Genomic DNA, 14,348 nt, shown 5'->3' on the forward strand with positions numbered 1-14,348 from the left:
CTAGTTCTCTTCATCTGGTTGTTGTTCTTCCGCTGATGGATCTGCCTCCTGTAACTGTGTCTGCACTTCAGAAGCCGGCAGTTCAATAATGACAGTGGTTCCCCTATTCATAGCACTCTTAATATCCATCATGCCCTTATGGGATTGAATAATTCGCTGACTTACCATGAGGCCGAGTCCTGTGCCGGATTCTTTGTTCGTGAAGAACGGCTCACCAAGCTTTGCCATCATTTCTTCCGGGATGCCAATACCTTCATCCTTAATTTCAATCCTAACTCGGTTGGCCTGCTCGTTAACCTTCAGCTTGATATGGATGCTTCCTCCATTCGGCATAGCTTCCATACCGTTTTTGAGGACATTGATGAATACTTGCTTTAACTGATTCTCTTCACAGTGTACCATAGCTGAATCCGATGATGCATGCAACACAAACTCAACCCCGTGCAGATGTGCCTGACTATCCAGCAATGAGATAACATCCCCAAGAATGAAACGAATATCCCGCTCTTGAAAATGAACTGCTTGCGGCTTCGCCAGAATCAAAAACTCGCCTACGATCAGGTTGATTCGGTCAAGCTCAGATAACATCAGATCCAGATGGCGATGATTTAGCTTGTTGCTCTCCTGTTGAAGCTGTAGGAAACCGCGCAACGTTGTAAGTGGATTTCGAATCTCATGGGCTACTCCGGCGGCTAGCTGTCCAACAGTCGTTAGCTTCTCCGACCGTCTAAGCAGCTCTTCCATCCGATTACGGCTTGTAATATCCCTTGAGACACTGATGAGAGCTGTAATCTCACCAGCCTCGTCGCGTACAGGCGCCGTACTTACACTGACTTCAACCCGGGTTCCGTCTTTTTTCATCCAAATCGTTTCATTAGACGTAATCGACATGCCTTCAATAAGCTGTGCATGCTGCTGCTTCATTTCTTCTTCCGCTTCAGGAGGAATAATCTTGAGCGAACGTCCTTCCACCTCACGGCTACGAAAACCATATAATTGTTCAAATGCACGGTTAACCCGTAGCACTTTTCCTTCAAGGTCTGTTATATGAATTGCATCAGCTGTCTGATTAATGATAGACTCCAGATGCTCCTTCACTGCCCGGTTCTCTTCATACATCTGCTTTAGACGACTTGTATAGTGACCCAGATTTCGAATCATCGCATTAATCCGGTTGGCGAGCTGTCCCAGCTCATCCTTGCGTTTAATCTTCAGACGGAAATCAAAATGCCCATCCGCCACATCATTCACCTTTCCCAAGATCGATTGGATGGGACGTGTAATGTAACCAGCAAGCAAGTAACTGCCAAAGATCACAATCTCCAGCAAGACCAGAGATATCGAAGCATGGCTGACCAGCTGTTCAGATACCATCGAGGATATTTGTTTGTAATCCATGACAATACTGATCACATATGAAGACTCATTCGGTGTGAAAATCGGAATAAAACTCTTCAAAACCTTCTGATCATGTGTTTCACTCACGAAAGACACATTCTGCCCTGTGCGAACAGCTCGCACCACAGCACGATGGTCTTCATCTACCGAGCCATACTGATATGTACCAAAACGGATCGGTCTGTTATTCAGTTTGCTGAAGTTCGTATCTCTTCCATCATCGCTCATATCCGGGCTCGCAAACGTCAACGGATTAATGCCTGTAATCTCCAAAATGGAGGGATTGACTTCACGGATTTTATTTAAGATTTCATCCGGGCTAGAGATCTTCACATAGTCATCTACTTCAGTATTATTATAGAAGGGGTTGATTATGTAATTTCTCTTTCCATCATGGTAATAACCCCAGATATCAATATCTGTAGGACTGGACGTCGAATACTCGAAACCATCTGACCAGAAATGATCAAGCTTCTGCCCCTCGGGAATCGTTACCTGATGCTTCTCAAATAACTGCTTAAACGCCTGATACCAGTACGTCATTGATTTCGTGGAGAGCCCTATCTCCCTTGGATCAGAGGACCTGTTAACCACAATGTCATCATCCGTCTGTTCCAGGAGTGAGATATGGGATACACCTACTTTTTTACTCAAACGAACCAGATCTTCATTGGTAATGTTCTTGATGTCTGGATCTAATTCCTCTGCTGCCATAATAGAAGCAAGCCACAGATTGTTTCCAATCTGTCTTTTTACATAATCTGCACTGTACTGATTTTGTTCGACAGAAATTGCGATCTGTTTCGCTGTGAGTACCATCTTGTTCTCACTATCCTGCCTCAAATTCTCTTCTGTAGTATAATAACTCAGTGCGATATTTAATACCAAAATAACGAGCACCGAGCACGACATAATCATGGATAATTTCGTTTTAATAGACAAATTCGTTCTTCACCTCTCGGCTTATGCCCTCTGGCGATATATGGCAAAACCTATACCCATCATAACGCTTGTATGACTATTTGAAAAGGATAATCGCCCTTTGCCCGAAAGTTACCACTCTGGCTGAATAGATCGAATATTGTTGTTTGTTCACTTTTCATGAAATGCAATGAGATGTATCACTGGATTTGTTCACAAATCCACAGGGTTGTGGATAGTATGTTTATAACTATGTGATTAACTAATAGTTATCCACAAATCTGTGCACAGCATGTTAACAAACCGAATGTTTGTTCGCTGAATAACTGTTAAAGAAGGGAGTTTTACGCCTATGAAGGATGATTTTCCCCAGCCTGATCTCACAGTGCTGCCCGAGGAAGAGCTGCATGAATATTGGATGAGGCAGGCTATTGCAGAAGCCCAGAAAGCAGAGGCGCTTGGTGAGGTACCTATCGGAGCCATTATTGTGCGTAACAACGAGATTATCGGCCGCGGATATAATCTGCGGGAAACCACGCTCGATTCTACTGCCCATGCGGAGATGGTGGCCATTCGAGAGGCAAGCGAAGCCATTGGAGCTTGGCGCTTGCTAGACTGTTCACTGTACGTTACTCTCGAACCTTGTCCAATGTGCGCCGGTGCGATTGTGCAATCCAGGGTTCCGCGCGTAATCTTCGGTACTGCGGATCCCAAAGCAGGATGTGCAGGGACATTAATGAATTTACTTCAAGAACCGCGCTTCAACCATAGAACCGAGGTTATCCCTGATGTTCTGCAACCGGAGTGTTCTTCCATGCTGACGCAATTTTTTAGACGTTTACGTAAAAAATAATATACTAACTTCATTGAAAAAAAATGTATAAGAAAGGATGTCTGTTGCAATGGCACTAACACTATACGACACTGCTCATGGCATAAGTCTTCGTTTACTCGACATCAAAGATGCACAAGCCTATCTTGAACTGATTGAGCTTACCCGCATCCCTTATCAAGCAGTTGAACCAATTCGCGAAAATGATTTTTACACGCTTGAAGCTCAGACCCGGCGCATTGAGGATCGCGTGCGAGCTGCTGACGAGGGTACCGGTTATCAGTTCGGTATCTTCACGATTAAGGATGACCTCCTCATCGGGCAAGTCAGTCTGAACAATGTTGTGCTCGGCGTTGCTAATTATGCAGATATGGGTTACTTCATCCATCCGGACTATCAAGGCGGTGGACGAATGACTGCTGCGGTAAAGCTGGCTGTGGCCTATGGGTTTCGTGCTCTGAAGTTAAACCGGGTGCAGGCCGCTGTATTGCCATCAAACCAGGGTTCTAAGCGGGTACTGGAGAAGAACGGATTCCAGCCTGAGGGGATCGCTCGTAAATATTTGAAAATTAACGGGGTCTATCAGGATCATCAAATCTACGCCGTGCTTGCCGAAGATTTGGGAGATGAATTACAGCGCTAAGCCCATTGCCGCGCCCTCAGTGATTGTCTACATAATAAACACCACATCATTCCTTGTGTACAGGAGCGAGCGGTATTTATACAAATAAAACCCGCCTAGATACTAGCAGGAAAAGAGCGTTCTCTGCTTGAGTATCAGGCGGGTTTTATTTGTAGATCAGGTTTAGATCTTAATATCCGTAAGAGGAGTTCATCAATTGCTCGAACTCTTCCATCGTAATTACATCGTCACCCGTTGGGATGTTGATTTTGAATTCAGGCTTTTCGTTAATTTTAGTGTATGTGTTCGAACCAGTGAAGGCCAATTTCATTTCGTCTTTGGTATCTTCCGGTTTGATCAGCATGTCAGCGACCATTTTTTGATAAACTGGGAAGTCGTTTTTATCCAACGCAAAATCAATGTTGAATGTGTTGATTGTCAGAACGTTTTTCAATTTATCCAGATCTTTAGTCATTTCAGCTTGATCTGCTTCAGAGATTTTCAAATCTTCTTTGGCTTTGTCAATATCTGCTTGGCTCAGTTGCAACATATCTCTGTACTCTTCTTTAGAGACAATATCCATCACTTTAGGAAGTGCTTTGGTTACCAGTACAGTAACTGCTTCTTTCACATTGTCATTGTTTACAGAGAATTGTACAACCTGCTTCGCGTCTACACCTTCAGGCAACTTTGCATCTTTGGTGTCGAGGTTTTTGAAGAACTTAGCTTCATCATACTCACCCAGTACCGCATCCATGATTTCGTTGCTCAGCTTTTGTGTTTTGGCTGCGTCCAGTGCATCGGGGTTAAATTCTGTACCCTCTTGCTCCGCCAGCTTTTTCAAGTCGAATTCAATAAATTTGCCCACCATATTTTCCGGAATCGGGAAGAATGGGATGTTTGGCACTTTTATATACAATTTCTCTTTGGTCATTACCATAGGAATGTTAAAAGTCATCCCCATATCGCCTTTAAGCTCGATGCCAACGGTCATCTCTGTCTGCATTGGCTCGCTTTGGTATACACCTGTGACATTCAGTTGTGCGTCCTTCAGCATGCTCATAAACTGGGTCATGCTTTGATCGGTCTGAGATGCATCACCAGGTTTATAGCTCAACTCATTAATTGTAAAGTTGGAACTCATTTCGTACGAAGTTAATTTAGAAGCATTCGCTGCAGCCGTCTTCAATGCCTCTTTTGGTTCTTGCTTGCTACTACATGCTGTTAAAGCCAAAGATACGGTTAACAACAACGTAAGAAGAAGCGCCCCCATGCGTTTAGTCATTTGTTTCTCTCCTCTCGTGATAACCCCAAAAAAATAATTCAATACCAATGATATACCATCTCGGCCGATACTGAAACCTAATTTGGGAAAATTGTGATTTTTCCTCTTGAAAATGGCTAGAAAGACCTATGTAAGGTACGGGATGATCTGACTGCTAGTCTTTCCATATGTATGAATACGCAAAAGCCCCCTGTTAGGTAACAAGGGACTTTCGAAATGAAGTGATTTTTTATGTTTGGTACTTATCTTTTGCACGAGAACATTATAGGGTTACCCCTCCGGATTTAGATGATCCACATGGTTCTGATTCTTCACTTTTTTAGAGCCAGACAATGGTTCCTGCATGGAAGAGCGCTTGGATGAATGACGTTGCTGATGGTTATCCCGAGCTTCGGGTACAGGAATTGCTTTTGGTTTACTCATATAAGTGCCTCCTCATCATAGGTTAGGAATGAGATGGGTCTCTATCTTCCGTTTTATCATGATTTAATGCATCCTGATGGCGGCGATCATTGGAATCTTGCTGTATTTGCTGCGCATGATGGCTGTTAACACCAGTTTGTTCGAGATCTCCAACAACATTTTGCAGGTTTTTATCCACGCCCGATTTGGCTTTAGTCATTCCATTCGACCCCTTTTGGTTCGTGTTATGATTTCGTTATCGATTGCAGTGACTGAGCACACTCGTGAATATGCCGAGTGTAATCATGCGCCAGTTCCTGAATCGGCTCTGTGCGCTCATCCGTTGTTCGCCCATCCCGTTCCACGTCAACTAGCTCTACACTGACCTCACGGGAATCAACATATTGGCATTTAAAATCAAAAGAGTACATTTCGTGACCTGCTGTTGCAATGTGTATCCGAATCGCCTGATGATTTGCTTCGTCTGCCATAACCTGTGCCTGATCACCCACATTCAAGACCTCAGGCAAACGCTCCTGCCAAGCACCTACAAGTTCGTTCTGATCAATGTTTAGTTCGCGGTTCATCTTTACCACCTCCACTTCTATAACGTGCGGAGAAGACGTTGTTTTTATGCATGAATGAATCTGGCCATACCATAAACTTCATTAAAATGATTACAAATTCAATTGTGCATGATACAATCATTTCATTATATAGAGTTAGGAGGGAATCATCTATTGAGAGTTGCCACAGGCATCATCTTCGCGTTTTGGCTTGTATTCATGTTCTTTAAGTTTCTGACAACACAACCTGTAGGTTATGATGGAGAGACTACACGCATATTAAGCGGAGGACTAATCTTCGTTCAATTCATTGCATGGGCTTTTATTTTCACATTACCATTTACAACCTTTTCAATTCTAGTCGTAGCAGAAGTGATAGCTTTGTTATTAGCAATAACGTATCAACCAGGCTATTCGGTCTTTGCGGTCGTTAACCTAATCTTCCTTATTATGAGTTTTGCTGCACATAAAGAATTGCAGAAGAAAATAGCAGTATCTAAAAAGCAAGCCAAAACTACATAGGTTTCGTTTAAAGGCATACCGTTTTAGGTATGCTTTTAATTTTCTTCATAAAAACACCCCTACGAGTAACTCCCGTTAGATTTATCTCTAAAGGTCACAAACACAAAAAACGCACCAGACCGCTATTCAACAGTCTAGTGCGTTTCAAACATAATCACCGCAAATCCATATGCGGCGTGTCATTTAAAAGTTATGGCGGAGAGGGTGGGATTCGAACCCACGTGGGCTTGCACCCTAACGGTTTTCAAGACCGCCCCGTTATGACCGCTTCGGTACCTCTCCAAAAAATATTTTATAAACTTGCCACGAAAAGTATCATACCATAGATTAATGATGGAATGCAAGTATTTTTATTTAAAATTTATGCTAAAACCGGATTTTAACAGGCCACCAGCACTGTAACACATCATCCAACCCACCCGCCATCCTCAAATGACGAGTGGAATAAGATGATTCGTTAATTATGCTATCTCAAACTTCGTACTATTTACGACGAGCAATGACTTCAATCCCACCCATATATGGACGCAATGCTTCTGGAATAATCACCGTTCCGTCTTCTTGCTGATAGTTCTCCAGAATGGCTGCTACTGTACGTCCCACTGCCAGTCCTGAACCGTTCAGTGTGTGTACAAATTCAGGTTTCGCCTTAGGCTCTCTGCGGAAACGGATATTGGCACGACGTGCCTGGAAGTCTTCGCAGTTAGAGCATGATGAAATCTCACGGTAGGTATTGCTCTCAGGCAGCCACACTTCAATATCATATGTTTTAGCCGAAGTGAAACCCATATCTGCCGTACAGAGCGTCAACACACGGTAAGGCAAGCCCAGAAGTTGTAGCACACGCTCTGCGTTTTGTGTCATTTTCTCCAGCTCATCATACGATGTCTCTGGTGAAGATAACTTGAGCAACTCCACCTTATTGAACTGATGCTGACGAATCAAGCCACGAGTATCCCGTCCAGCCGAACCAGCCTCTGAGCGGAAACAGGAACTATATGCGACAAAATGCTTCGGCAGATCATCGGCATTCAAAATTTCTTCACGGTGGTAGTTCGTTACGGGTACTTCTGCTGTTGGGATCAGATAATACTCGGTATCTCTAAGCTTGAACAGATCTTCCTCGAACTTCGGCAACTGGCCTGTTCCAAACAAGCTGTCCCGGTTCACGATATATGGAGGCAAAATTTCTTCGTATCCGTGCTGATCACTGTGCAAATCCATCATAAAGTTAATCAGTGCACGCTCCAGACGCGCTCCAAGTCCTTTATAGAAGGTAAAACGTGAACCTGTCACTTTGGCTGCTGCTTCAAAATCAAGGATGTCCAGCTCCTGTGCAATCTCCCAGTGGGCTTTTGGCGTGAAAGAGAATGACTTCGGCTCCTCCCAACGACGAATTTCAACATTATCCTCTTCGGATGTACCTACAGGCACACTTTCATTTGGAATGTTAGGAATTGCCATCGTGAGGTCATTAATTTTAACCTCAAGCTCGCGTACTTCCTCATCCATTGCTTTAATTCGATCGGAGACCTCGCGCATCTCGACAATCAAATCATCGGCGTTCTCACGATTTTTCTTCAGTCTGGCTACTTCTGCGGACACTGTGTTACGGCGACTCTTCAGATTCTCACTCTCCTGAAGCAATTCCCGTCGCTTTGCATCGAGCTCCGTAAACCCAGCAATCAGGTCGAGCGATTTGCCACGATTATTTAATGCTTCTTCTACACGTGCATATTCATTCCGCAATATTTTCACATCAAGCACTGCGTACCCCTCCTAATAAACCTACATTATAGAGCCTCATGTCAGGCCCGTTCTCAATACATTCATTTAAAAACACAATAATATCTATTATAACCTACAATGTGCTAATAACCGAAAAAACAACCTATGTCCCCGGTTGCCACCTCCGCTGCGATTCCGCTATGCAGCAGTTACAAGCAACATGAGGCATCCGTCCAGATGCAGCTGCCTCAGTAGCCTAGAACAGACAACTGAGGAGTGCTCCGATGACCGGGAGATCATAGGTTGTACATCATACTTTATTTTGCTTCTACCGATTGTTTATATGCCCTTGCCATGTCTACAAAGTAAGCATGTAGACGGTAGTCATCCGTCAACTCTGGATGGTAGGAGCAAGCCAGCAAATGTCCCTGGCGTGCTGTCACAATCTCATCGTTATAAGTGGAAAGAACCTCGACCTGTTCGCCAACACTCTCAATTAACGGAGCGCGTATAAATACAGCCCGTACCGTCTCATCGATACCTTTTACAGGCAGGTCTGTCTCAAAGCTCTCTCTCTGTCTCCCAAAAGCATTACGAGAAACGGTCATATCCATAAGCTCCAGATGAGCCTCTTCCTGACCTTGAATACGCTTGGCCATAACGATCAGACCCGCACAGGTACCGAATACCGGCTTTCCAGCTGCGGCGAAGGCACGAATGGCTTCCATGAACCCATACTTGCGCATAAGCTTTCCGATGGTTGTGCTCTCTCCACCCGGTAAAATCAAGCCATCCAGCTCGTCTAACTGCTGAACCTGCTTAATGGCTACACCCTCAGCTCCAGCACGTTCAATACTGCGTATATGTTCTGTAACAGCACCCTGAAGCGCCAAAACGCCGATCTTCATGTCTGAATTCCCCTTCTCTTACCAGCCGCGATCCTGCATACGCTCGGAAGGTGCGAGTTTGGAAATTTCGATGCCTTTCATTGGTGCTCCCAGGTTTTTAGAAACCTCGGCAATCAATTTATAATCGGTATAATGTGTTGTTGCTTCAACGATCGCACGTGCGAACTTCTCCGGGCTGTCCGATTTGAAAATACCAGAACCTACAAATACACCGTCTGCTCCAAGGTGCATCATAAGTGCAGCATCTGCTGGAGTGGCTACGCCGCCCGCTGCAAAGTTAACCACTGGCAATTTTCCGTTCTCATGCACATCCAGCAGAAGCTCATAGGCAACGCCCAGATTCTTCGCTTCAGCATACAGCTCGTCTTTTGACATATTGGTTACTTTACGAATTTGGCCGTTAATGAAACGCATATGACGAACCGCCTCAACAATGTTGCCTGTTCCCGGCTCACCTTTTGTACGAATCATAGATGCTCCTTCACCGATCCGGCGAAGTGCCTCACCCAGGTCTTTCGCTCCACATACAAACGGTACAGTAAACTCATGTTTATCAATATGGAATACTTCATCCGCAGGAGTCAGTACTTCACTCTCATCCAGGTAATCCACACCCAGTGACTCAAGTACTTTAGCTTCTACGTAGTGACCAATACGTGCTTTGGCCATAACAGGGATCGTAACAACTTTCATTACTTCTTCCACAATCGTTGGATCGGCCATACGAGCCACTCCGCCTGCTGCGCGAATATCAGAAGGAACACGCTCAAGTGCCATTACTGCTGTTGCACCTGCTGCTTCCGCAATTTTAGCTTGCTCAGCGTTCATGACGTCCATGATTACGCCGCCTTTTTGCATTTCAGCCATACCTCTTTTAACGCGTGATGTTCCCGTTTCCATATTCCAAGCCCCCCGTAGTGTATGTGTTGTCTCTCATTTTCAAAAAGCATATGATACTTTTGAGCAAATGAAAGAACCTTAGACTTTTATACTGTAATACGTAGAATTCTAACTTGATATTTTACCGGAAAAAGCGTAAATATACAATCCACTCATTCAGTATTAGTTTGTATTTTTCGGTTAAAACAAGTTTTTGATTCCATCGAACAGATCAACGAAGAAGTCTTTGATCGCACGGAAGAATAGGCGGAACCAGCCACCCTTCTCAGCCTCTTCGGCTGTAATCAGGTTTACCGTTTTTTCCTGAGGTTCCATTCCCTCTGCTTTGTAGGTGTAAGTGACCGTACCAACCTTAGTACCTGCTTTGATTGGTGCAACCAGTTTATCCGCTTCGGTTACACTCGCTTTGAATGTTACGTTCAGGTCTTGAGTACCTTTAGGAACAACAAAACTTACTGCATTGTCGGTTACGACAGGAACTGTCGTCTCTTTCCCTTTTTTCAGAGGTACCGTTTCCCAGCCTTTAACTTTGGTTTTACCTGCAACAGCCTGTTTTACTTCAAAATTATCAAAACCATAATCCAGCACCTTTTTCGTTTCTCTAAAACGTGCGGATTCAGAATCGGTTCCCATCACCACGCTAATCAAACGCATACCGTTACGCTCAGCCGTACCCGTAAAGTTATTGCCTGCGTTACTCGTATGGCCTGTTTTCATACCATCCAGACCTTCGTAAGCGTAGCTTTTGAAGTTGGTTATATTTTTATTCGCTTCCAGCATCCAGTTATAATTGATAATAGGTGCTTTGTCGTTCGGACGGAATTTGTAGGATTGAATCGTTGTAAAATCTTTGTAGTCGGGATGATCTCTGACGATATATCTACACAAAATAGCAGCGTCTAAAGCGGACATCACCGTTTCCTTGTCTTCTGCTGGACGGAATTCAGCTGGCATATCTGCACGATCCAGACCAGTAGAGTTAATGAAGTGGGTATCCTTCATACCCATCCGTTTCGCTTCCTCATTCATCATTTTTACGAATTCAGCTTCCGAACCGGCAACATACTCGGCCAATGCCACGGTAGCATCATTGGCCGATCCAACAGCCATGGCGATATACAGATCTTTTACCGTATGCTGGTCTCCTTCTGCAAGGAAAATGCGTGATCCGATACTTTTAGCTGCGTTCTTGCCAACCGTAACTACTGTATCCCAACCAAACTTCCCTTGTTTCACCTGTTCTGCAACGATATACTCTGTCATCATCTTCGTCATACTTGCTGGCGGCATCGCTTTATCCGCATCAACTGACAGTAAAATCTGGCCTGTAGAAGCTTCCATCAGGACTGCCGATCTTACATCAAGTCCAAGCGAGTCTACTGAAGGGATACTAACGGCCTTTGCTGGCGTTTTCGTTGTTGTAGCTGCCGCAGTCAGAACCTGACCAGAGTCACTGGCAGCGGCCATAACAGGCATCACTGCAGACATGCATAGCATGTTAAGGAGCATAACGGAGGCTACGCTCTTTTTGAGAATCTGACGTTTTTTCTTATTCATGTGTTTGGCTTTCAATGATGAATACTCCCTTCGGTCTGAAGCTTCTGAATAATGCCTCAGTGCAGCTCAAGCTGCTATTTTCATAGTCCCTGTCACTGTGTCAATGGATATGTGATTCTCTGCTGAATGCGCTGTATCGAAATGAGCAAGTTCGTTGCTCTAATATTCAGATCATTTGTCACTTCGCTCGCATCTTGCTGAATGCTTATCTTATGTAAAACGTAATAAACATTCTTTCTAGTATGATAAGTCATAACTGGCTTACCTTGAGTTTTATAAAAAATTCATGGATCACGTCAAAAAATCGCCGCAACGCCCCGTTCCATCCTAGGACGGTCACCGCTTGTTCTATTCTATCACAGGGGTATCCGCAAAAAAAGACAAGCCCGGCGAAAATCGCCGAGCCTGCCTTGGAAATCATTAACTCACTTCAGATTACAACGAGTAGTTAGGTGCTTCTTTCGTAATCTGCACATCATGTGGGTGGCTCTCACGAAGGCCAGCGCCTGTAATACGGATAAAGCTTGTGTCATTACGCAATTGATCCAGATTACTCGTTCCGCAGTATCCCATACCCGAACGCAATCCGCCGATCAACTGATGAATTGTATCAGACAAAGGACCTTTGTATGCTACTCGACCCTCAATGCCTTCAGGAACCAGTTTTTTGTCATCATCCTGGAAGTAACGGTCTTTACTGCCTTGTTTCATTGCAGCCATTGAACCCATACCACGATATACTTTATAACTACGTCCTTGGAAGATTTCCGTTTCTCCTGGACTCTCTGCTGTTCCTGCAAACAGGCTTCCCAGCATTACCGCATGAGCACCTGCAGCAAGAGCTTTGGTGATCTCACCAGAGTATTTAATACCACCGTCAGCAATGATAGGTACGCCGTATTCACGCGCCACGCTTGCACAATCATATACGGCTGTAACCTGAGGAACACCTATGCCTGCAATAACACGAGTTGTACAAATAGAACCTGGTCCAATACCTACTTTAACAACCGAAGCTCCTGCTTCAATCAGATCACGTGTGGCTTCACCCGTAGCAACGTTGCCCGCAATGATAGTGAGCTCAGGGAAACGTTCGCGTAACTTGCGAACCGCTTCAATAATGTTAATATGATGTCCATGAGCTGAATCTACTGTAATCAGATCCACACCCGCTTTGACCAAAGCGTCTGCACGTTCAAAAGTATCTTTGGAGATACCAATTGCCGCACCAACCAAAAGGCGACCTTGAGCATCCTTGGCAGCTTGCGGGAACTGAATGGCCTTCTCGATATCTTTAATTGTGATGAGGCCCTTCAATGTGTTGGACTCATCCACCAATGGAAGTTTTTCAATTTTATGCTTCTGCAAGATACCTTCTGCCTCTTGCAGTGTTGTACCCACAGGAGCTGTAACCAAATTCTCACGCGTCATGACTTCACTAATCTTGATGTTGAAATCATGGATAAATCGCAAGTCACGGTTTGTCAGAATGCCTACGAGCTTCTGATCTCCTTCAACGATAGGCACACCAGAAATCCGGTATTTTGCCATAACTGCCTCAGCATCAGATACCAAATGTTCAGCTGTAAGTGAAAAAGGATTGGTAATAACACCGCTCTCCGAGCGTTTAACCCGATCCACTTCTTCAGCTTGCTGTTCAACGGACATATTCTTATGAATAATGCCAATACCGCCTTCACGCGCAATGGCAATCGCCAGTGTTGCTTCAGTAACAGTATCCATCCCTGCACTAATCAAAGGAATGTTCAATTTGACGTTATCGCTCAAACGAACGGATACGTCTACTTCTTTAGGCAGTGTCTCGGATTTCCGTGGCACTAGCAATACATCATCAAAGGTGAAGCCTTCCTTACCAAATTTATCTTCCCACACGCAAGTGTTCCTCCTTATGTTTGCTCAGCTTTACGGACCAAAACCCGAAGATTCCAGGCTGTATTGTATGCCGAAAATTCGTTTTCTGAAAATATATTATTGTCCATCTTAGCAAAGCGATATTTAGAATGTCAAGGGAAACTCCTTGGAACAATCAGGTGTGCTTCCCCTTGTATACAAATGTGTTTCTTAGGTGGACAGCTTTGATAATATAACAAAAGACGTCCTTTTATTCAGATCGGACGCCTGCTTTTATTGTTATGTAGTTTAAGTATTCCTTAATTGAAGATTTTTATGTTCTTCACGATTTTGATAAAAATATAAAAACCACCACCGAACATCATCGGCAGTGGTTCTTTGCTTGGCGGCGTCCTATTCTCCCAGGACCCTGCGGTCCAAGTACCATCGGCGCTAGAGGGCTTAACGGTCGTGTTCGGGATGGGTACGTGTGGAACCCCTCCGCCATCGCCACCAAACGCGATTGGTCGAAGCATAGCTTCTTCCATTCATTCAGAATTGAAAATCATACACACATTCCGTGATGTACCGATTTTCACTTCATTCAGAGTGTTGTTCTCTGAAAACTAGATTCGAAACGAAACCTACGCGACTCAAAACTTGCATATTGGATAAGCCCTCGACCGATTAGTACTGGTCAGCTCCATGCATTGCTGCACTTCCACCCCCAGCCTATCTACCTCGTCGTCTTCAAGGGGTCTTACATACTGGGAAATCTCATCTTGAGGGGGGCTTCACGCTTAGATGCTTTCAGCGCTTATCCCGTCCGTACATAGCTACCCAGCGGTGCTCCTGG

13 protein-coding genes, 1 tRNA gene and 2 rRNA genes are annotated in these 14,348 nt (G+C 44.4%); 3 read left to right on the forward strand and 13 right to left on the reverse strand.

What is annotated here, in order from left to right:
- Entirely contained in the window at positions 1 to 2,340 is a 2,340-nt protein-coding gene (locus BLQ13_RS27620) for a PAS domain S-box protein (RefSeq protein WP_090924887.1), read from the reverse strand.
- Positions 2,341 to 2,671: 331 nt separating this feature from the next.
- On the opposite strand from BLQ13_RS27620, the gene tadA reads away from it, so the two are divergent.
- On the forward strand, positions 2,672 to 3,172 hold the full coding sequence (gene tadA / locus BLQ13_RS27625) for a tRNA adenosine(34) deaminase TadA (protein ID WP_090924888.1): 501 nt from the start codon (positions 2,672 to 2,674) through the stop codon (positions 3,170 to 3,172).
- A 49-nt stretch (positions 3,173 to 3,221) separates the two neighbouring features.
- A complete protein-coding gene (locus tag BLQ13_RS27630; protein WP_090924889.1) occupies positions 3,222 to 3,794 on the forward strand; it encodes a GNAT family N-acetyltransferase in 573 nt (190 codons plus the stop codon).
- A 169-nt stretch (positions 3,795 to 3,963) separates the two neighbouring features.
- Here the strand turns inward: BLQ13_RS27630 and BLQ13_RS27635 are convergent, their stop codons facing one another.
- The 4 genes from BLQ13_RS27635 to BLQ13_RS27645 all read right to left on the reverse strand — a co-directional run bounded on the left by BLQ13_RS27635 (position 3,964) and on the right by BLQ13_RS27645 (position 6,047).
- Complete coding sequence (locus BLQ13_RS27635; protein WP_090924890.1) at positions 3,964 to 5,058, reverse strand: hypothetical protein; 1,095 nt, start codon at positions 5,056 to 5,058, stop codon at positions 3,964 to 3,966.
- A 270-nt stretch (positions 5,059 to 5,328) separates the two neighbouring features.
- A complete protein-coding gene (locus BLQ13_RS27640; RefSeq protein WP_090924891.1) occupies positions 5,329 to 5,481 on the reverse strand; it encodes a small acid-soluble spore protein P in 153 nt (50 codons plus the stop codon).
- A 22-nt stretch (positions 5,482 to 5,503) separates the two neighbouring features.
- Positions 5,504 to 5,680 (reverse strand): hypothetical protein, encoded by a 177-nt coding sequence (locus BLQ13_RS28630; RefSeq protein WP_167375858.1) that lies wholly within the window; start codon positions 5,678 to 5,680, stop codon positions 5,504 to 5,506.
- A 25-nt stretch (positions 5,681 to 5,705) separates the two neighbouring features.
- Positions 5,706 to 6,047: a hypothetical protein gene (locus tag BLQ13_RS27645; protein WP_090924892.1), complete on the reverse strand. Its 342-nt coding sequence runs from the start codon at positions 6,045 to 6,047 to the stop codon at positions 5,706 to 5,708.
- Positions 6,048 to 6,200: 153 nt separating this feature from the next.
- On the opposite strand from BLQ13_RS27645, the gene BLQ13_RS27650 reads away from it, so the two are divergent.
- The gene (locus BLQ13_RS27650; RefSeq protein WP_090924893.1) at positions 6,201 to 6,548 is read left to right on the forward strand and encodes a hypothetical protein; all 348 of its coding nucleotides are present in this window, start codon (positions 6,201 to 6,203) and stop codon (positions 6,546 to 6,548) included.
- A 193-nt stretch (positions 6,549 to 6,741) separates the two neighbouring features.
- Here the strand turns inward: BLQ13_RS27650 and BLQ13_RS27655 are convergent.
- The 8 genes from BLQ13_RS27655 to BLQ13_RS27690 form a co-directional block, all read right to left on the reverse strand.
- Positions 6,742 to 6,830: transfer RNA gene (locus BLQ13_RS27655), tRNA-Ser, on the reverse strand.
- 201 nt (positions 6,831 to 7,031) lie between these two features.
- Positions 7,032 to 8,315, reverse strand: coding sequence for a serine--tRNA ligase (gene serS, locus BLQ13_RS27660; RefSeq protein WP_090924894.1), 1,284 nt, complete (start codon positions 8,313 to 8,315; stop codon positions 7,032 to 7,034).
- A 278-nt stretch (positions 8,316 to 8,593) separates the two neighbouring features.
- Positions 8,594 to 9,184 carry a pyridoxal 5'-phosphate synthase glutaminase subunit PdxT gene (gene pdxT / locus BLQ13_RS27665; RefSeq protein WP_090924895.1) on the reverse strand — a complete coding sequence of 197 codons (591 nt, stop codon included), beginning with the start codon at positions 9,182 to 9,184 and terminating at the stop codon, positions 8,594 to 8,596.
- An 18-nt stretch (positions 9,185 to 9,202) separates the two neighbouring features.
- Positions 9,203 to 10,084 (reverse strand): pyridoxal 5'-phosphate synthase lyase subunit PdxS, encoded by an 882-nt coding sequence (gene pdxS / locus BLQ13_RS27670; protein WP_024628815.1) that lies wholly within the window; start codon positions 10,082 to 10,084, stop codon positions 9,203 to 9,205.
- Between the two features lie 180 nt (positions 10,085 to 10,264).
- Positions 10,265 to 11,656 carry a D-alanyl-D-alanine carboxypeptidase family protein gene (locus BLQ13_RS27675; RefSeq protein WP_090924896.1) on the reverse strand — a complete coding sequence of 464 codons (1,392 nt, stop codon included), beginning with the start codon at positions 11,654 to 11,656 and terminating at the stop codon, positions 10,265 to 10,267.
- Between the two features lie 420 nt (positions 11,657 to 12,076).
- Positions 12,077 to 13,534 carry an IMP dehydrogenase gene (gene guaB / locus BLQ13_RS27680; protein WP_090924897.1) on the reverse strand — a complete coding sequence of 486 codons (1,458 nt, stop codon included), beginning with the start codon at positions 13,532 to 13,534 and terminating at the stop codon, positions 12,077 to 12,079.
- Positions 13,535 to 13,893: 359 nt separating this feature from the next.
- Positions 13,894 to 14,010, reverse strand: a 5S ribosomal RNA gene (gene rrf / locus BLQ13_RS27685).
- Between the two features lie 149 nt (positions 14,011 to 14,159).
- A 23S ribosomal RNA gene (locus BLQ13_RS27690) occupies positions 14,160 to 14,348 on the reverse strand; the annotation flags it as partial.

This window comes from Paenibacillus polysaccharolyticus (genome assembly GCF_900102085.1).
GTDB lineage: Bacteria > Bacillota > Bacilli > Paenibacillales > Paenibacillaceae > Paenibacillus > Paenibacillus polysaccharolyticus.

Coding starts and splice junctions, on each gene's coding strand:
- pdxT (WP_090924895.1), bottom strand. CDS start 9,184: ATGAAGATCGGCGTTTTGGCGCTTCAGGGTGCTGTTACAGAACATATA.
- BLQ13_RS28630 (WP_167375858.1), bottom strand. CDS start 5,680: ATGACTAAAGCCAAATCGGGCGTGGATAAAAACCTGCAAAATGTTGTT.
- tadA (WP_090924888.1), top strand. CDS start 2,672: ATGAAGGATGATTTTCCCCAGCCTGATCTCACAGTGCTGCCCGAGGAA.
- BLQ13_RS27640 (WP_090924891.1), bottom strand. CDS start 5,481: ATGAGTAAACCAAAAGCAATTCCTGTACCCGAAGCTCGGGATAACCAT.
- BLQ13_RS27630 (WP_090924889.1), top strand. CDS start 3,222: ATGGCACTAACACTATACGACACTGCTCATGGCATAAGTCTTCGTTTA.
- pdxS (WP_024628815.1), bottom strand. CDS start 10,084: ATGGAAACGGGAACATCACGCGTTAAAAGAGGTATGGCTGAAATGCAA.
- BLQ13_RS27635 (WP_090924890.1), bottom strand. CDS start 5,058: ATGACTAAACGCATGGGGGCGCTTCTTCTTACGTTGTTGTTAACCGTA.
- BLQ13_RS27645 (WP_090924892.1), bottom strand. CDS start 6,047: ATGAACCGCGAACTAAACATTGATCAGAACGAACTTGTAGGTGCTTGG.